We start from the raw sequence: 19,090 nt of genomic DNA, 5'->3' as shown, positions 1-19,090 counted from the left end.
GACCGTTAAGCCCTCTAGCGCCGATGGTACTTGGACCGCAGGGTCCCGGGAGAGTAGGAAGCTGCCAAGCCGAAAAGCAAAAGCCTTTACCGCGATCGCGGTAAAGGCTTTTTTGTGTTTAAACTTGCGCTAAGTCATGTCTACTTGTAAAATTTCAGGGAATTTGCGAAAAAATAATGTCGGAATTGTCACTTTTCTTTTCAATTTATAGTAGAATGGGATTTGGGTCTAAACAATGCCTTGGAAAACGCCGATATTATTTAAGATAGGAGATTTTTTGATGTCTTGAAATAGTGTCAAATCGGTTTTAGATCATCCAGGCTGAGGAAGAACCCAATCTCCTGATTGACTTCATATCCACTGTAGGAATGACAAACGTTCCGTTAAGCTCCGCTTATCTTTCTTCGCACGAATAAGAACGACCACATAGATAGCAACAGGATACGTCCTGTAGAAAAACGCACCTGAATTAGAGACTGGGCTGTTACGCCGCAATCAAGTATTTGGGGAGGTATATTTTGAATAAACATAAAATTTTGTCAGGTTTAGTTGCTATATCGTTGGGATTGGGAGCAAGTTTCGCGGGAACTGCTTCTGCGCAAACGAGTCAAATTACACGGACCTATTCGGCTTCGCAAGGATTTGATACCGTTAAACAAGGAGTCAATCAGTGGTATTACGAGAAATTATCGGGCACCGCTTATTTGGAACTTCTCTATGATAAAAATAATAAACGTTGGGCGGCTCCTCAAGGTTATCCTTGGGTGTCGGCGACTGCCCTTCATCCGGATCAGAATTTTGATGCGGTCCGCAAATGGGTTTCACCCGGAACAGGTACGATCTCGATTACCGGCAGTGTACAAAAAGGCAGTCCGGAAGGCGACGGAGTAGCAGCAAGTATCAAAAAAGATGGAGAAACGCTCTGGAGTTCTATTCTTACGAACACCACTGCAGTAAAACCGACCGATGTCTCAAAAATATCCGTTGAACCAGGCACCGAAATTTCGTTTGTCGTAAATAAACGTACCGGCTCCAATCATGATCATACTCTTTGGCAGCCCAATATTGTCTATACGGGTTCAAGTGCTTCGGCAAGCCCGGGTGCTTCGGCCAAAGTATCGGCAGCCGCTGTCAAACCGTCTGCTGTCGTATCGGTTGTGGACTACGGGGCTAAAGCCAATGATTCGGGCGATGATTATGCAGCTTTCGTAGCAGCTATTGATGCCGGGAAATCTTTGAACAAACCGGTGTATGTACCGGCAGGCAATTATGTCTTGAGCGAAATTTTGACGATTGATGGAGTTAAAGTACAGGGAGCCGGAAAGTTTCTGACTACTCTCACTTCGACCGACCCCAAACGGGGTTCGATCGATCTCAAAGGAACCGGAGCCGAATTAAGCAATCTGAAGCATGCTTACCAAACTACCGTTCCGCGCGGAGACGGATCCAATGAAAAGAATAGTATTACGGTGCGTGGTGCCAAAAACTTTAAAATTCAAAACGTATATGTAAGCAAATCAAGTACGGCAGGTATTATGGTTACTTATGGTTCAACCAACGGAATTGTGAGCGGCAATACCTTGGATTCGACAGGAGCCGATGGGATCCATATGACCGGTGGAAGCAGTTATATCACCGTAGAGAACAACACGGTACGCAAAGCCGGAGATGATACGATTGCAGTTGTCAGCTACATCGATAGCGATGTTTTGCCTGCCCATCATATTACGATTCGGAAAAACAACGTCGGTTACGGATCCAAAGCACGGGGAATTGCCGTGGTAGGCGGAACGGATGTGACTATTTCGAACAATTCGATCCAGGATACGAACATGGCCGGCGTTTATATTGCGGTAGAGGCTTCTTACAATACACGTAATGTAGATCGCATAACCGTCTCCAATAACGTAATCAACCATACAGGTATTGCAGAACCGCAGAATCATCCGAATGTATTGGTATATGCTTCGCAGGGAATCGTGGATAACGTGGTGTTTAACAACAACATCATCAAAAATGGGGCTCATCGCGGGATTGGTGTGTGGGGAAGCGGTTCGATTCAAAAAATAACATTTAACAAAAACACATTGATTAACCGGGTCGGAGAAGCCACCACATTCACAAATGGGAAAATCAAATTGAATCAAAATGTGGGTTTTTGAAATATAAAATAGCAGTTGGAATGTCTTGAATCAAGAAGAGGGTACAAGGGTAGCTTGGCGAACCAGGCAGGATTATAAGCGGGATTGTTAGAGGTTTCAAAGCAAGAGAGAAGCGGATATCGGCTGCAGCCGGCATCCGCTTTTTTTGCGTATTTATCAGGAGCTGTGCTTAGGAATAGATTCAGATGTTTATATAACACTAGTCCTAAATTAACCTCTTTTCAATAACCTGAAACAGTAAAAAAACAATTGCTGATAAAACGTCCGCTTGAATCAGGTATTGAAAAAGTTGTACGCTTGGATAGCAAGAATAAAGAGAAACAAAGGAGTGTAGGAGGAGCCTATGAAAAGAAAATCAAAAAAGGTATGGTGGGTGATCTCCGTCGTCGTGCTGGTCGCTGCGGTTCTGGCGATATGGAGAGGAGCCGTATTTTTGAAAGAAGAAGCAAAAACGGGAAAAACAGAAGAAGTGACGGAAAAAGCGCCCGCGATCGAAATTCCGGAAGGAGCTCTATCGATTGTGGATGAAGGGGCGACACCCGATGACGATACCGACGACTTGTCCGCTATTCAAGCCGTACTCGATCGGGCCGCCGAGCAAAAGAAGGCCGTGTATATTCCGCCAGGCAATTATCGGTTAAGCGGGATTTTGACCGTAAACGGAGTCAGCCTGCTCGGTGACGGAAGCGATAAAGCCATTCTGACATCCACCAATCCGGAGAACGGATCAATCGACATGCAAGGAGAGGGCGCTGTGCTCAGCGGATTTGCCCATGTATACGAGACAACGGTCGAACGCGGCAATGGAGCCAATGACAAAAACAGCATTACGGTAAAAGGTGCCAGCAATTTCAAAATTTTGAATCTGCTGATCGATAAGTCGAGTACCGCCGGGATTTTTGTAGGCGATGAGTCTTCGAACGGTACGATCACAGGAAATTCTCTTCGAAATACCGGTGCAGACGGAATACATATTACGAATGGAAGCACTGGAGTAACGATTACCGAAAACAGTGTACGTGAAGCGGGAGACGACACGATCGCGGTAGTCAGCTATGAAGAGAACTCTCAGACCACAAGCGATATCACTATTCGCGACAACGATGTAGGCTATGGGTCGAAAGCCCGTGGGATCTCTGTGGTAGGCGGAGAAAACGTCAAAATCGAGAATAATCAGATTCGGGATACGGAGATGGCCGGCATTTATATCTCGGTAGAAAAAGAATGGGATACACGAAATGTCAAAAATGTAAGCATTAGCGGCAATACGATCGAACATACAGGTACACGTATAGCCGGAGAACACCCCAATATTCTTGTATATGCTTCGCAAGGCAATATTGACGAGATCAAGTTTAACGGAAATACGATTAGTGATTCCGTGCATGGAGGGATCGGAGTATGGGGCAGCGGAGAGATCGGCAATATCTATTTCGACGCGAATAAACTCGAAAATACGAAAGGATTGGCAACGAATTTCAAAAGTGGTACTATTCATTCCGAAGGAAATATAGGTTTCTGAATTTCAAAAAGAAGTCGGATATTCATGTCCGGCTTCTTTTTGTTTCTTCTGCTTGCTTGTTCACTTAAAATAGGTAAATTAGTCTGCTTGCTTGTGGATAAAGTGTAGGTAATTAGAACCAAAACAAACGCAAAGAAATCGAAAATGATTCAAGCCAAAATAGGCGGTTTATAAACTAGCATCGCAAAGGCAAATCGAAAGCCAGGAAAGCAAAGTTAACTTTTTGTAAAGAATTGGTGAATAATCTGTTAACAATTTTCGGAAAAAGCAAAGCTGGCTACAGACTTTTGTTAGCAGCTTAGCAAATTCGCCAGCGCAAACAACATGAAAGGGGTTGGCGAAAAAACAAAGTGATAGCAAAAAAATATTATAGGGACTTTTGGCATCTATAACGTGAGAGACTTCTTCTGGAATAAAGAAGGCTGCATGACGGAAGGAAGTGGATCACAGCGAATTCGCATGGTTTACATAATCGTTCCATCCAACCCGGTTTAGCGAAATAGAGCAGCGCTTGATGGACGAACCCGGATATCACCGGATAGACGGCAAAGGTTCGGATTTTACGTTTACACTTTTGAAAATGTAAGAGAATTCCAAGTTTTTTTACACAAGTCATCATTTTTACATTTTCATTTCATTTTATTTTTACAGTTCGCTTCTTAGGATATTCGTGTCTATGATTTGCAGCAGAATTGATTCCCGTGATGCTGCGTTAATTTATGGCCAAGCCGCAAGCGGCTGCCGCTGATTTTTATTTTACGAATACGGAGGGATTATTCATGGAATTAAAAGAGTATCTAAGCGTCATTAAAAAAAGATGGTGGGTACTGGTACTCACCGTACTGCTCTGCTTTGCAGCCGCAATCGTGTATAACATGAAATACCAGCCGCTTTATCGCGCCTCGGTCGATTTGATCGTCAATGAACCTTCGATCACCAGTACGGGTCAAGCCCAGGTAGATTCCAGTTCCATAGAAGCCAACCTGAAATTAATCAATACGTATAAAAAAATCATTACTTCCGATTCGATTACCAAACTTGTCGTGGAACGCCACCCGGAGTTGAATCTTACTTCGACGCAAGTCGGCGACAAGCTGATGATCGATTCGACGCAAAATACGCAGGTTATCAATGTATCGGTAGAAGCTCCTTCTTATGAAACGGCTGCTACGATCGCCAACTCGACAGGAAATGTTTTTATCAGCCAAATTCCCGAGATCATGCAAGTCAGCAATGTCAGCGTACTTAACGCAGCCGACCCGAACCGTTCGCCGGAGCCTGTCAACGATCATCGGCAAATGCTGATTATACTGGGCCTCGTGGTTGGACTTATGTTGGGCTTCGGTATTGTCTTCCTGCTCGAATATCTGGATGACTCGGTCAAAACGGAATTCGATGTCGAAAATGCGCTTGGTCTTCCTGTCCTTGCCAAAGTCGAACGGATTGCAAAAAGCGATTTGAAAAATCAGCAGGCCAACTATTCAGGACAACCGGAAGAAACGTCCGTACTTCGTACTGCCAACGAGCAGAGATAATCGAGGGTGCCCATGAAATTCATTCAACCCGAGCTTCCCGTTCTCATCTACCGGGATCAAATTCTTCCGCCGTCCGAGACTTTCATCAAAAGTCAGGCTGAACGTTTTGAGTCGTTTCATTCTTATTTTATGGGTTCCCGTCTTGTACCTGGGCTTCAGATCGAAACGGATAAGCAGATTATTATCAACACGGGAGGCATAGCGGGCCGAAGAAAAGAACTCGAATTCAAACTTATGGGTCCCGGCCGTGTACTGACCCGACGCCTTAAAGCGATCCAGCCCCGATTGATCCACGCCCATTTCGGTCCGGAAGGTTGTCTGGCCATGCCGATTGCGGAAAAACTTAAAATTCCTCTTATCGTTACTTTTCATGGTTACGATGCTACGACCAAAGACGAGTACGCCAGAAAATCTTATTATACCCATCGAAATTATCTGAAACAGCGTCCAAAACTGCAGCAAAAAGGAGCCCTTTTTATTGCAGTCTCCGATTTTATCCGCAGCAAGCTGCTCAGCCAGGGTTATCCGCCGGAAAAAGTGATTCGTCACTATATCGGAATCAACACGGAAACCTTCACACCCGATTCTTCGATCCAACGCCGTGATGCCGTGTTGTTTGTAGGACGATTGGTTGAAGTCAAAGGCTGCGCGTATCTGATCGATGCCATGGCCGAAGTACAGCGCAGCAATCCCGAAGCGGAATTGATTATTATCGGTGACGGTCCTCTGCGCAGTGAATTGGAAGAACGGGCAGCCTCGAAATTGACCCGCTACCGTTTCCTTGGCACCCAGTCTCCCGACGTCGTACGCGAATGGATGAATCAGGCACGCGTATTCAGTGTTCCAAGCGTAAGAGCAGAGAACGGAGCCGAAGAAGGGCTGGGCATGGTCTTCCTTGAAGCGGCAGCGATGGGGCTTCCCGTTGCCAGCTTTGCAACCGGAGGAATTCCGGAAGCGGTCGAACATGGCAGAACCGGTTATCTGGCTCCCGAACGAGATGCGGCTAAACTCAGTTCGTACATCGAACGGTTGTTGTCGGATCGCGAACTGTGGAATTCATTCAGCGAATACGGCCGCGTTCGGGTAAGCCGGAAGTTTGATCTTTACGAACAAACGCGCAAGATGGAAGACCTGTACAAAATGGTGATCTCCAAACAATTTACCGGCGATCAGCCCTGGGAGGAAGCAATGCTTCCGTCCGTAAGCGAAGCCCAACACATTTTATAAGCATTCATTTCGATAAAACACAAATCATTCACTTATTCCAAATCAAAGGCAGGCGATGAAAACGATGACTAGAGCGATGAGCAGCGGAACGTATCTGGTAGCCAACAAAAATTCGAGCGCCGAAGCTTCGGAATCGTACCGAACGCTGCGGACGAATATCCGTTTCTCTTCCATGGGGCGTTCTTCGAAAGTATTGTTGGTCACCTCGGCGGGCAATCAGGAAGGCAAAACGACAACGGCGACGAATCTCGCGGTCTCTTATTCGCAGGAGAACAAAAAGGTACTGTTGATTGACGCGGATTTGAGAAACCCTTCCCTGCAAAAAGTGTTTCCGCGCTCGAATAAACGGGGACTTACGGATGTTCTAAGCGGACAATGCGGATTGGAAGCGGCAGTCTCGACGACGGCTATTCCGAATTTGTCGGTACTTACCGCGGGAACGATTCCTCCGAATCCGTCCGAAATTCTCGGTTCGGACCAGATGCAGGAACTGCTGAAAGAAGTATCCGGTTATTATGACGTCATTCTTCTCGATTCGCCGGCCGCGTTGGTCGTATCGGATGCCCAAATTCTCGGAACCTTGTCGGACGGCGTGGTCTTGGTCGCCCATCAGGGCAAAGTAACCAAAGAAGAACTCAAGAAAGTGAAAAGAGGAATGGATCATGTGAATGCCCATATCCTCGGCGTAGTACTGAACAAAGCTTAACTCTGCTAACTCGACATCCAAAGACAACCGAAGACATCCAAGATAAATGGAGGGGAAATCATGAGTGTAGTCAACAACGATGCCGAAGCGACAGAATACAATGAGATGGCTTTCCGAAATCTAACCTGGAACCGGGGAATCGTGTTTAACGCAACCAAACGAAGTATGGACTTGGTGGCCTCCCTGATCGGTCTGATTTTGCTATCGCCGTTATTTCTCGTACTGGCCGTATTGATCAAGATTGAAGACCGCAGCGGACCGGTATTTTTCAAACAAAAAAGATTTGGGAAAAACTCCAATATGTTCAGCATTTACAAATTCCGCTCTATGGCGACCAACGCCGAGCAGAGGTTGAAAGAAGATCCGGTATTGTTCCAAAAGTATGTGGCCAACAATTACAAATTGGAACAAGACGAAGACCCGCGTATTACTTCGATTGGCCGTTTCCTTCGCAAAACCAGCCTGGATGAACTGCCGCAGTTGTTGAATGTACTCAAAGGAGAGATGAGCCTGGTTGGACCGCGTCCGATTGTAGCCCAGGAACTGAAAGAGTACAAAGACCGCAAAAACGATCTGCTGTCGGTCAAACCGGGGGTTACCGGGTATTGGCAGGTTAGCGGACGCAGCGATGTCGGTTATCCCGAACGCGTCGACCTTGAACTCTACTATGTCTACCACCGCACGATCTGGCTGGATATCCGGATTCTTTTCGCAACCGTCGTGAGCGTTCTGCTTAAAAGAGGAGCCTATTAACAGGCAGCCTTGGACCGACCGGCGGCAGAAAGCCTACCCAACAACAATAGAGAAAGGGTGAATCCGAATGAAAGTCGCGATTATACACGATTGGCTGACCAGTTATGCCGGCTCTGAAAAAGTGCTGGAGCAGATGATTCATATTTTCCCCGAAGCGGAAATCTACAGTCTGGTTGATTTTATGCCCGAAAAAGACAGAGGATTCCTGCGCGGGAAAACGGTACATACTTCTTTCCTGCAAAAACTGCCGCTCGCTAAAAAGAAATATCGTCAATATCTGCCGTTGATGCCGCTTGCGATCGAACAGTTCGACCTGTCTTCGTACGACTTGATCTTGTCCAGTTCACATGCGGTAGCCAAAGGCGTCATTACCGGGCCGGATCAGCTGCATATTTCCTACGTGCATTCTCCGATCCGTTATGCCTGGGATATGCAGCCGCAGTACCTGAAAGAATCGGGTCTGGACAAAGGGCTGAAAGGAACCATGGCCAAAATGATTCTGAGCCGGATCCGGATGTGGGATTATCGGACTTCCAACGGCGTCGATCACTTCGTCGCCAATTCCCAGTTTATCGCCAACCGGATCTGGAAAGTCTACCGCCGGGAAGCTTCGGTCATTTACCCGCCCGTGAACGTGGCCGCTTTTACGGCTCGCGAAGACAAGGAAGACTTTTACCTCACCGCTTCGCGGATGGTTCCGTACAAGAAAATGGACATGATCGCCGAAGCGTTCTCCCAGATGCCGGATAAGAAACTGGTCATTATCGGAGACGGACCGGATATGGAGAAAGTACGCAAGTTCAAGTCGGCCAATATCCAAATCCTCGGTTATCAGCCGGACGAAGTGCTGGTCGATCATATGCAGCGTGCCCGTGCTTTCGTGTTTGCGGCAGAAGAAGATTTCGGGATTACGCCGGTTGAAGCACAGGCGTGCGGAACGCCCGTGATCGCTTACGGAAAAGGCGGAGCTTTGGAAACGGTGAAAGGCCTCGACGAGATCCTCCCGACGGGCGTGTTCTACAAAGAGCAAAGTCCGGCAGCGATGATCGCGGCGGTCGAACAGTTTGAACAGGAGAGCAGCAAAATTCTGCCGGCGAATTGTCGCAAAAATGCGATGCGTTTCTCGCCGGAAGTGTTCAGGCAGAATCTGCAGACCCATATTCACAACAAGCAGCATGAGGACGGACGGCATTTCGGTGCGGAAAGAATGATTACGCGGGTGCTTTAATCCGACTCTCAATTCAAAGGAGAAATGTTTCCATGAAACTTACATTTATAGGAACGGGTTATGTTGGTCTGGTATCGGGTGTCTGCTTTTCCGAAATTGGCAATGAAGTAACCTGCGTCGACAAAGACCTCGACAAGGTGGCGCGGCTTAATAAAGGCGAAGTACCGATTTACGAACCGGGCCTGCAGGAACTGATCGAAAAAAATACGCAGCTTGGAAATTTGAAGTTTACTTCCGATCTGACGAATTCGGTTCGCGAAGCGGATGTAGTGTTCATCTGCGTAGGTACGCCTTCGCTCGCAAGCGGCGAAGCCAACCTCGAATACGTCGAGCAGGTGGCCCAGGATATCGCTCTGGCTATGAACGGCTACAAAATCGTCGTCACGAAAAGTACCGTTCCGGTCGGCACCAACGACAAGATCAAGAAAATTGTCAGCCAGCTGAGTCCGCATCCGTTCGATATCGTATCGATTCCGGAGTTTCTGCGCGAAGGTTCAGCGGTTAAGGATACGCTTCGTCCCGATCGGATTATCATCGGAACGAGCAGCGAACGTGCGGCAGCCACGCTGACCGAACTGCATAAACCGCTGACTGACGAAATCATGGTGACGGAAGTACGCAGCGCGGAAATGATCAAATATGCTTCGAACGCCTTCTTGGCTACCAAGATTTCGTTTATCAACGAGATTGCGAATATTTGCGAAAAAGTAGGGGCGGATGTCACTCATGTGGCTCAGGGAATGGGCTATGACAAACGGATCGGCTCTTCGTTCCTGCAGGCGGGAATCGGTTACGGCGGTTCGTGCTTCCCGAAAGATACCCATGCCTTGATCCAAATCGCGGGCAACGTGGATTACGAATTCAAACTGCTGAAGTCGGTGGTTGAAGTCAACAACGACCAAAGATTCAACATTATCGCCAAGTTGAATCATTCGCTCGGCAGTCTGCAGGGCAAGACGGTCGGAATCTGGGGGTTGGCGTTCAAGCCGAATACGGATGACGTACGCGAAGCGCCGGCACTCGATATTATTCAGACGCTTCTGAGCGAAGGGGCCATGGTCAAAGCCTACGATCCGATTGCAACCGAGAACTTCCGCCGCTTCTTCCCGCAAGAATCGGATGTACAGTGGTGCGATACCGCTGTCGAAACCGCAGAAAGTGCCGATGCGCTCTGCCTGCTTACGGACTGGTCGGAATTCAAAGAGATCGATCTGAAGCAGCTGAACGGAGTGATGAAACAGCCGATCCTGATCGACGGACGGAATGTCTACTCGAGAGAACAGCTGGCGGATACCGATTTCCAATATTATTCGATCGGACGGCCGGAACTGGAAAGTCTGTCGCCGTTTCGCAATTCGGTGGCCTCGGACTAATCCGGGGCTTTCCATTATGGCAGAGAGGAGGAGCAAACGATGCAGAGCGGAACACCGCGCCATACTTTGAAAAGCAATCATTCGGAAAAAGGCATACGAATCTGGTGGCTGAATCCGACGATCATTTTTGCACTGCTGATGACTTTTATTCTGATCGGTGCCTACTTCATCACGGCGGACAGCTATCTTTCCTTTTACCGGGTAGACAAGTTTATTAACGAATCGAATATTATTTATTCCATCCTTCCGGTCTGCTGCTTCGTGTTCGGCGGCATTCTCGCTTCCATCGCGGGTCGGGGAACCAAACCTTCGAACGCGTTCAGCGAAGTGATGGTCAAAAAAGACTCTTTCATCAAAATGTGGATTGCCCTGCTGTTCGGCTTTACGATGTTCGGCTATGCGATCTGGTTCCTGATTATGCTTCGCAGCGGATTCACCTTAAGCTTGTTCCTGAATGTATTGAGCGGGGAACCGGGAGCCGTTTACGGAATCAAAGAGAGTTTCGAAAATGTAGCCGGCGTGACTTCGTTTACCAACTTCGGCATCCCGTTTGTCATCTTGACAAGCTACTACCTTTTTTATAACAAGAAAAAGATTTACATATGGATGTTGGCTGCTGTATTCCTGTTTACGTTGATGCGGGCGATCTTCTTCCTGGAACGCCTGGCCATTATGGAATTTCTCGTACCGGCGGCTGTCGTCTACTTTTCCATGCGTGCCAAAATGAACCGCAGAACGCCCGGAATCGGGGTATACCCGATTATCGGTGTGGTAGCCCTTATCGGTTTCTTCGGGGTCAGCGAGTACTTCCGTTCCTGGCTCAGCTTTTACGTCAATTATTATCCTTCGTTCTGGGAATTTGTCGTTACCCGGTTCTTCGGTTACTACGTCACGGCAATCAACACGGGCACGCTGTACTTCCAGCACCTCGGATTCCATTGGCTTCCGTTCCCAAGCTCGACGGCAGAGTTTATCTGGAAGTTCCCGGGTGTTCCGGATAATGCCTACGAATCGATTTACGGTTTCGAACCGCAGGCGGTTATCAACAATACGCTTGCAACCATGGGTAATCCGGAATTCAACAATCCGTCCGGTCTGCTGCAGCCTTACAGCGATTACGGTTTTTCCGGAGCGCTTGTGTTCTGGGTAATCGTAGGTTTTTTCACCGGCGTGCTGTACAACCATTTCAAAAAAGGCCATACGTTCGGTATGATGATCTATCCGATCTGGCTGGTAGGTGTCCTTGAAATCCCGCGGTACTTCTACTTCGGCAGCGGACGCTTCTTCCCGTGCTGGATCATCATTCTCGTTTTTGCGCTTATTCTTCATTACAACCGAAAAAAGCTGACCAGTTGGCGGCTGAAAGGAGTGGGAGCCGGTGAGTAAAACGCGCGTCTATATCAACGGCCGATTTCTCAAAGCTTCCGTAACCGGCGTTCAGCGGTATGCGTACGAGCTGCTTCGAACGATCGATCGCTTAATCGGCAGGGACGACCCTGCCGTTCGAGGTTACGAATTTATCGTGCTGGCGCCGACCGGCGATATTCACGAGCTGGGTACCCGGCATATGGAAGTCAGACAGGAGGGGCGTTTCAACGGACAATTATGGGAGCAGCTGTCGCTGCCGAGTCTGGCCAAAGACGGTTTCCTGCTCAATCTGTGCAACGCGGCGCCGCTGTTCAAACGCAAACAGGCGGTTACGCTGCACGATGCAGCCGTTTACTCCGTGCCCGATACGTACTCCGCTGCGTTCAAATTGTGGTACAAGCTGATGTTCCGGACGCTGGGACGCACGGCGCCTCTGATCCTGACCTGCTCCAGCAATTCCAAAGAAGAGCTGGTGCGGCACTGCGGCATCCGCAGCGATAAGATCAAGGTCATTTATCATGGCAAAGAACATGTTCTTCAGACAGGGACCGCACCGAAATTCCCGGCTGAACAAGGATTGGAACGGCCGTTCGTCCTGGCGGTCAGCAGTCAAAGCCCGAACAAAAATTTCCGCTCCATCGTCCGGGCCGCCGAGCTGATCGGCGATCAGGGATTCGACTTCGTGATCGCCGGCGGAACGAATCCGAAAATTTTCAAATCCGCCGATACGGAGCTGGGCGATAACGTCCGCCATGTCGGATATGTGGAAGACGAAGAACTGCGTACGCTGTACGACAGCGCGTCCTGCTTCGTATTTCCTTCATTCTATGAAGGATTCGGGTTTCCTCCGCTGGAAGCCATGGCCTGCGGATGTCCCGTTGTCGTATCCGACACGGCTTCGCTGCCGGAAGTCTGCGGAGACGCCGTATTGTACTGCGACCCGAACAGTCCCGAAGATATTGCGCAGAAAATTGCCAAAGTTATGGACGATCCCGGATTGAGAAACGAAATGAAGCAAAAAGGATTGGCGCAGGCCGCGAACTTCTCTTGGGAGAAATGCGCATACGAGACGCTGGACGAAGTCAAAAGCGTAGCGGCGGGACGTACGGCCGGTCATACGGCGCGCAGCGACAGCCGCAAGGCCGAAGCCTGAGGATTCAAAAATGAAAGGAGGAGAGCCGCAATGAATATTATGTTTGCAAGCCATACGTATATGGGCAGTCCGTTCGTCGTCGGCTCCCATCACCTGTCAAGGGAGATGGAAAAGCTGGGTCACACGGTCATCCACGTCAGTACTCCGCTCAGTCCTTTCCATCTGTTGAAATGGAAAGACCGCGATATCCAGGCGCGTTTTCGTATTCTTCAAGGAAAACGCGTAGATACGACGGCAGTCGTCAATTCCGTGCCGATGTCGCTGCTTCCCTGGGAGATCGCGGGTCCGATTTTCAAGCGGACTCGAAAAAACTGGATGCTGCCGGCTATCAAAAAAGTCATGCAGGATAACCATATGCCTTCGGTGGATCTTTTGCTGATCGACCAGCCGCGGTTTGTCGGGCTGGAGAAACTGGTTTCGCCCAAAGTCACCATTTACCGTCCAACGGATATTTACAGCAAGATGACCGGAGATTCTTCGATCGCTTCGGCCGAGCGCACGCTGATGTCCGTGGTCGACGGGCTTGTCTCCACGTCGGGACCGGTGCTGTCGGAACTGCGCGAATACAATCCGGCTGTGCCGACGCTGCTGCTCGAGAACGGCGTAGAATACGAACATTTTTCCGCTCCGACCGTCGAACCGGAAGATTTGAAGCCGATCCCGGGTCCTCGGGCCGTATATGTGGGGGCGCTTGACGAACGGCTCGATCTGACCGGGCTCAAAATTCTGGCTAAAGAAAAGCCGGAAGTCAGTCTCGTCATTATCGGTCCGGTGAACGACGAAACGAAACGGGATTTCGCGGCATTCGCCAATGTGCATTTCCTGGGAGCCAAAAAGTATGCGACCGTCCCGGCTTATCTGCAGCATTCGGACGTGGCGCTGCTGCCGCTCAGCAATCATGCCGCCAATGCGGGACGCAGTCCGATGAAGCTGTATGAATATGCGGCCGCCGGGCTTCCCGTGGTGGTAACCGAGACGCCGGAGCTGCTGCGGCGGCAGGAAAAATTTCTGCATTTCTACCGCGAAAGCGCGGAGCTGCCGCTGAAAGTGGAAGAAGCTTTGGCAGCCCAGACGGACCGGAATACGATTCGGGATATGGCCAAAAGCCATGCCTGGGAAGCGAAGGTTAACACCCTTTTGAATTTTATCGACAACCTATAGATCCAGAAACGCAATCAAAGGAGTGGCGACATGTCTTCGTTAAAAAAGAAAGGGATCAAAGCGGCGAAATGGTCGAGTGTGGCGACAATCGTTACCATTGTCATCCAGCTGCTTCAGCTGGTCGCTTTATCCCGAATTCTGAGTCCGGTCGATTACGGGCTGATGAGCATGACCATGGTTGTCGTGGCCGCGGCGGTCAATCTGACCGACGTAGGCATATCGAACGCAATCATTCACCGTCAGGACGTCAGTCGAAATCATTTGTCGAGTCTTTACATACTCAATCTGGCCACCGGAGCTTTTATCGCGGCCGTCATCTTTTTCTCGGCACCGCTGGTCGTGTGGTTCTATCAAGAACCGGAACTGCTCAACCCGGTACGCTGGATGGCGCTGCTGTGTCTGCTGCCCGCGTTCGGACAACAGTTCGAAGTGCTGTTCCGCAAAGAACTCAAATTCGACAATATCGCCAAAATCCAGATCGTTTCCTACTTTGTCGGGTTCGTACTGGCGGTAGGCGGGGCGCTGGCCGGAATGGGCGTGTACGCGCTGGTTCTGTCCAACCTGGGCAATGCTTTCGTAAAGTCGGGTCTGCTGGTGATGCAGGGCTGGAAAAAGTGGACGCCCGCTTTTCATTTCGCCAACAAGGATCTGAAAGGATACCTCAGCTTCGGCGTTTACCAAATGTCGTCCAACGTGATCCAGTCGCTGATGTCCAATATCGACTATATCCTGATCGGACGGATCTACGGCACGCAGACGCTCGGTTATTATTCGTTCGCGTTCCAGCTGTGTACGATGCCCGTACTGAAGCTGACACCGCTGATCAATACGGTCAGTCTGCCGATCTATGCCAAAATGCAGGACAACATGGAGCGGCTGCGAAGCGGTTATATCAAAACGATCGCTTTGGTCAGCTACTTGAACGCACCGATTTATCTGGGGCTGCTCGTCACCGCTCCAATGCTCGTACCGTTCATTTTCGGAATCAAATGGGAGCCGAGTATCGTGTTGATCCAAGTCTTGGCGATTGCCATGCTGCTTCGTTCGCTCATTGTTCCGATCCAGCCGCTGCTTCAAGCCAAAGGGCGGACCGACATGTACTTCCGCTATACGCTGATGGGTATGTGCGTTCAGGTTCCGGGACTTGCGATCGGCACTTATGTGTGGGGCATTATGGGAACGTGTGTCGCGTACGTGGCGATTCAGCTTATTCTGATGGTGATCCAATATCATTACGCCATGCGCCGCATGATCGGACCCTGTCTGCGGGATTATATTCGCAGTATGGCGCCGGGACTCGCTTACGGCATGATCATGGTCGGAGGCGTCGTGTTCCTGAATTATCTGTCCGTTGCCGTCTTCTCGCAGCAGGCCAACTTTATTATCCAGGTAGCGCTCGGAGCCTTGATTTACGTGGCCGTGCTCTTCCTTTTCAATAAAGAATTGTTTCAAAACGTAAAGAATAGGCTTATAAGTAAAACTAAGTTAGCAAAATGACGGTAAGGACGTAAACTAAATTCACACAATTTGAGGGAGGGCATCAACGATGAACAAAGTCAGAAAAGCGATTATCCCGGCAGCAGGTCTTGGAACGAGGTTCTTGCCCGCAACAAAGGCTATGCCCAAAGAAATGCTTCCGATCGTGGACAAGCCGACGATCCAGTACATTGTTGAAGAGGCCATCTCCTCGGGCATCGAAGATATTATCATCGTTACGGGGCGGAGCAAGCGTGCGATAGAAGACCATTTTGACAAAAATATCGAACTCGAAGCGGATCTGGAAGAAAAAAATAAAGAAGAACTGCTGAGCATCGTACGGGAAGTGACCAACCTGGTCGAAATTCACTGCGTACGTCAAAAAGAACCGCTCGGCCTTGGACATGCCATCTGGTGCGCCCGCAAGTTTATCAACAGCAACGAGCCGTTCGCGGTCCTGCTCGGCGACATGATCATCGACAGCGAAGTGCCGTGCCTGAAACAAATGATGGACGAGCAGCAGCGTACGGGCGGCAACATGATCGCGGTCGAAGCGGTTCCTTGGAAAGACGTCAGCAGCTACGGCGTAATCAAAGGCGACAAGCTGACCGACAATCTCAACCTGATTACGGATCTGGTCGAAAAGCCGAAAAGCGATGCACCGTCGAACCTGGCGATGATCGGCCGCTATATCCTTGAACCGGGTATCATGGATATCCTGGAACATCAGACGGCGGGCGTCGGAGGCGAAATCCAATTGACGGATGCGCTGAAGAAACTTGCGGAACTGTCGAGAATGTACAGCTTCCGGTACGAAGGGACTTTGTATGACGTAGGAAGCAAGCTTGGATACCTTAAAGCTAACGTGGATTTTGCGCTGAAACGTCAAGGCCTGGGAGACGACCTGCGCGAGTATCTGCTCGAAACCCTGGTCGGCGACCCGGCGGCAGCGGCGGAAAAGAAAGACAATCTCAAAATCGTCTAACCTTTACTACTCATAAAATCACCGATACGAATCGACAGAATGGAGGGGCAAGCATGAAATTGGTCTTACTGTCCGGAGGCTCGGGCAAGCGGTTGTGGCCGCTGTCAAACGATGCCCGATCGAAACAGTTCCTGAAAGTGTTGGAAAACGAGCGCGGCGATATGGAATCGATGGTGCAGCGCGTCTGGGGACAAATCAAAAGTGCGGGCCTGGCCGATTCGGCGGTCATTGCCACCAGCAAGATGCAGGTGGAAATTTTGCAAAACCAATTGGGCGGCGTCCCGATTATCGTAGAACCCGAGCGTCGGGACACATTCCCGGCGATCGCGCTGGCCGCTTCGTATCTGTATTCGCAGGGCGTGAGCCTGGACGAGACCGTCTGCATCCTGCCTGTCGATCCTTACGTGGACGACCGTTTCTTCGAACGTATTCGCGATCTGGACGGTGCTCTGCACAACTCCGGCGCCAAATTGGCTCTGATGGGAGTCAATCCGACCTATCCATCCTCGAAGTATGGGTACATCGTGCCCGAGCAGGGCGGGGCAAACGAAGATTACAAACGGGTCGGACGCTTCACCGAGAAACCGAGCGAAGACCAGGCCGAACGGCTGATCGAGCAGGGCGCACTCTGGAACTGCGGGGTGTTTGCTTTCAAGCTCAGTTACATGATGGACAATCTGCTGCGCGAAGGCCTGCCGATGCAGTACGAAGATCTGTTGGCCCGGTACGCGACGCTCGAGAAGATCAGCTTCGACTACGCGGTGGTAGAAAAAGAATCGCATATTGCGGTCATTCCTTACGACGGCTACTGGAAAGACTTGGGCACCTGGAATACGCTGACGGAAAACATGGGCATGCAGCGAATCGGAAAAGGCACGATTAGCGAAGATTCGTCCAACACCCACCTCATCAACGAACTGGATATTCCGGTTACGATTATCGGTATTCCCGATGCGATTGTTGCGGTCAGCCCGGACGGCATACTCGTGTCGGACAAAGCGGCAAGCCCGCGCGTCAAAGACATGGTCGAAGCGGGTCGGCGTCCGATGTACGAAGAACGGCGCTGGGGCTGGTACCGCGTACTGGATTACTCCAAGTTCGAAGACGGCACCGAAGTGCTGACCAAACGGATCGGACTCGAAGCCGGCAGCAATCTGGGTTATCGCAAACATGTACACCGGAGTGATATCTGGACGATTATCAGCGGCGAAGGCGTATTGGTGCAGGAAGGCTCGATTACGCCGATCAAAGCCGGCGATGTCGTTACGATCAAACCGGGAACGTACCACTGCCTCAAAGCTTTCCGGGATATGGAATATATCGAAGTGCAAAAAGGCGCCGTGGTTCAGGAAGAAGACTTCGAAGAAATGTTCAGCCATTGGAGCGATATTGAACGCCACTGCGTAGGCAGCGGCGCGAAGGCGGCCGGAGCAGGCCGAAACGCCTTATGAAACGCTGGGCGAAGATCGTAATTTCCGGCAGTCTGATCCTTGCGATCGGAGTCGGGGGTTACGCCTACTCGATCTATCGCCCGGTCGTCGATACACTGGAATCCATCTATGAACCTCTGGAGTCGGATGCGGCGGCAGGTGCCGCCGATCCGGCCGCCCGGGGAGGAGAGCTTACCGCCTCCGTCGGAAGCAGCGGCGTACAGCCTCTGCGGGAACTTCCCGCCGATCTAAGCGACAAGAAACCGTTTAATCTGCTTGTGCTGGGTGTCGACGAACGCGAGAACGATGTAGGCCGGTCCGATGCCATTATGGTATTGGCGGTGAATCCGGCCAAGCGTTCCGTGCTGATGTTCAATATTCCCAGGGATACGCGCACCGAGATCGTAGGACGGGGAACGACCGACAAGATTAATCACGCCTACGCTTTTGGAGGCGTTAACATGTCGGTTCCTACCATCGAGAACTTTCTGGATGTTCCGATCGACTATTATGTGAAAGTGAATATGGAAGGTCTGGAACGGATTATCGATATTCTGGGCGGGGTGACCGTAAACAATCCGTTCGAGTTCGACTTTGAAGGAACGGTTTACGCAAAAGGTCCGATCGAGATGAACGGACACGAAGCCTTGATGTATTCAAGAATGAGATATGACGATCCGAAAGGCGATATCGGGCGTAACGACCGGCAGCAGCTTGTATTGTCCGCCTTGATCGAAAAAGGCAAAAATATTTCGAATCTGGCCAAAGTCAATTCGGTGCTGGGCGCGGTCAAGGATAACGTGAAAACGAACCTGACCAAAGACGATATGATGGACATTGTCACCAAATACCGGACGGAAATCGACAAAGTCGACAAAGACGAAGTTCAGGGAAGCGGCAAACGAATCGACGGCATTTATTATTACATCGTGGACGAAGCGGAGAAAGCCAGAATCCGTGCCGAATTGACCGAACAGTTGGACGGAAATTCATAAAAGGTTGGAGGAGCAG

At 50.0% G+C, this 19,090-nt stretch carries 15 protein-coding genes; all 15 read left to right on the top strand.

What is annotated here, in order from left to right; translation table 11 throughout:
- Positions 1–518 precede the first annotated feature (518 nt).
- Positions 519–2,162 (top strand): right-handed parallel beta-helix repeat-containing protein, encoded by a 1,644-nt coding sequence (locus HOP44_RS20720; RefSeq protein ID WP_172256936.1) that lies wholly within the window; start codon positions 519–521, stop codon positions 2,160–2,162.
- 433 nt (positions 2,163–2,595) lie between these two features.
- Positions 2,596–3,684, top strand: a complete 1,089-nt coding sequence (locus HOP44_RS20715) for a right-handed parallel beta-helix repeat-containing protein (protein ID WP_246369971.1) — start codon at positions 2,596–2,598, stop codon at positions 3,682–3,684.
- A gap of 779 nt (positions 3,685–4,463) precedes the next feature.
- Positions 4,464–5,219 (top strand): YveK family protein, encoded by a 756-nt coding sequence (locus HOP44_RS20710; protein ID WP_172256932.1) that lies wholly within the window; start codon positions 4,464–4,466, stop codon positions 5,217–5,219.
- A gap of 12 nt (positions 5,220–5,231) precedes the next feature.
- Positions 5,232–6,446: a glycosyltransferase gene (locus HOP44_RS20705; protein ID WP_216667673.1), complete on the top strand. Its 1,215-nt coding sequence runs from the start codon at positions 5,232–5,234 to the stop codon at positions 6,444–6,446.
- A gap of 64 nt (positions 6,447–6,510) precedes the next feature.
- Positions 6,511–7,152 (top strand): CpsD/CapB family tyrosine-protein kinase, encoded by a 642-nt coding sequence (locus HOP44_RS20700; protein WP_172256928.1) that lies wholly within the window; start codon positions 6,511–6,513, stop codon positions 7,150–7,152.
- 105 nt (positions 7,153–7,257) lie between these two features.
- On the top strand, positions 7,258–7,905 hold the full coding sequence (locus HOP44_RS20695; RefSeq protein WP_172256971.1) for a sugar transferase: 648 nt from the start codon (positions 7,258–7,260) through the stop codon (positions 7,903–7,905).
- Between the two features lie 67 nt (positions 7,906–7,972).
- Positions 7,973–9,133: a glycosyltransferase family 4 protein gene (locus HOP44_RS20690; protein ID WP_172256926.1), complete on the top strand. Its 1,161-nt coding sequence runs from the start codon at positions 7,973–7,975 to the stop codon at positions 9,131–9,133.
- Positions 9,134–9,165: 32 nt separating this feature from the next.
- Positions 9,166–10,506, top strand: coding sequence for a UDP-glucose dehydrogenase family protein (locus tag HOP44_RS20685; RefSeq protein WP_172256924.1), 1,341 nt, complete (start codon positions 9,166–9,168; stop codon positions 10,504–10,506).
- Positions 10,507–10,545: 39 nt separating this feature from the next.
- A complete protein-coding gene (locus HOP44_RS20680; protein WP_172256922.1) occupies positions 10,546–11,892 on the top strand; it encodes an O-antigen polymerase in 1,347 nt (448 codons plus the stop codon).
- A complete protein-coding gene (locus HOP44_RS20675) occupies positions 11,885–13,027 on the top strand; it encodes a glycosyltransferase (protein ID WP_172256921.1) in 1,143 nt (380 codons plus the stop codon). The genes HOP44_RS20680 and HOP44_RS20675 overlap by 8 nt, the downstream gene beginning before the upstream one ends.
- A 30-nt stretch (positions 13,028–13,057) precedes the next feature.
- Positions 13,058–14,188, top strand: coding sequence for a glycosyltransferase (locus tag HOP44_RS20670; RefSeq protein ID WP_172256919.1), 1,131 nt, complete (start codon positions 13,058–13,060; stop codon positions 14,186–14,188).
- 30 nt (positions 14,189–14,218) lie between these two features.
- Positions 14,219–15,685: an MOP flippase family protein gene (locus tag HOP44_RS20665; protein ID WP_172256917.1), complete on the top strand. Its 1,467-nt coding sequence runs from the start codon at positions 14,219–14,221 to the stop codon at positions 15,683–15,685.
- Between the two features lie 49 nt (positions 15,686–15,734).
- Positions 15,735–16,649, top strand: coding sequence for a UTP--glucose-1-phosphate uridylyltransferase GalU (galU, locus tag HOP44_RS20660; protein ID WP_172200203.1), 915 nt, complete (start codon positions 15,735–15,737; stop codon positions 16,647–16,649).
- Positions 16,650–16,702: 53 nt separating this feature from the next.
- Positions 16,703–18,100 (top strand): sugar phosphate nucleotidyltransferase, encoded by a 1,398-nt coding sequence (locus HOP44_RS20655; protein WP_172256915.1) that lies wholly within the window; start codon positions 16,703–16,705, stop codon positions 18,098–18,100.
- Entirely contained in the window at positions 18,097–19,074 is a 978-nt protein-coding gene (locus HOP44_RS20650) for an LCP family glycopolymer transferase (protein WP_172256913.1), read from the top strand. Before HOP44_RS20655 ends, HOP44_RS20650 begins: the two co-directional genes overlap by 4 nt.
- Positions 19,075–19,090: the final 16 nt, after the last annotated feature.

The organism is Saccharibacillus deserti (genome assembly GCF_013618475.1).
Lineage (GTDB): Bacteria > Bacillota > Bacilli > Paenibacillales > Paenibacillaceae > Saccharibacillus > Saccharibacillus deserti.
Note: the sequence above shows the minus strand (reverse complement) of the source record. Positions and strands in the feature narration are given on the sequence as shown.

Coding starts and splice junctions, on each gene's coding strand:
- HOP44_RS20685 (WP_172256924.1), top strand. CDS start 9,166: ATGAAACTTACATTTATAGGAACGGGTTATGTTGGTCTGGTATCGGGT.
- HOP44_RS20655 (WP_172256915.1), top strand. CDS start 16,703: ATGAAATTGGTCTTACTGTCCGGAGGCTCGGGCAAGCGGTTGTGGCCG.
- HOP44_RS20710 (WP_172256932.1), top strand. CDS start 4,464: ATGGAATTAAAAGAGTATCTAAGCGTCATTAAAAAAAGATGGTGGGTA.
- galU (WP_172200203.1), top strand. CDS start 15,735: ATGAACAAAGTCAGAAAAGCGATTATCCCGGCAGCAGGTCTTGGAACG.
- HOP44_RS20665 (WP_172256917.1), top strand. CDS start 14,219: ATGTCTTCGTTAAAAAAGAAAGGGATCAAAGCGGCGAAATGGTCGAGT.
- HOP44_RS20695 (WP_172256971.1), top strand. CDS start 7,258: ATGGCTTTCCGAAATCTAACCTGGAACCGGGGAATCGTGTTTAACGCA.
- HOP44_RS20670 (WP_172256919.1), top strand. CDS start 13,058: ATGAATATTATGTTTGCAAGCCATACGTATATGGGCAGTCCGTTCGTC.
- HOP44_RS20690 (WP_172256926.1), top strand. CDS start 7,973: ATGAAAGTCGCGATTATACACGATTGGCTGACCAGTTATGCCGGCTCT.
- HOP44_RS20650 (WP_172256913.1), top strand. CDS start 18,097: ATGAAACGCTGGGCGAAGATCGTAATTTCCGGCAGTCTGATCCTTGCG.
- HOP44_RS20680 (WP_172256922.1), top strand. CDS start 10,546: ATGCAGAGCGGAACACCGCGCCATACTTTGAAAAGCAATCATTCGGAA.
- HOP44_RS20705 (WP_216667673.1), top strand. CDS start 5,232: ATGAAATTCATTCAACCCGAGCTTCCCGTTCTCATCTACCGGGATCAA.
- HOP44_RS20700 (WP_172256928.1), top strand. CDS start 6,511: ATGACTAGAGCGATGAGCAGCGGAACGTATCTGGTAGCCAACAAAAAT.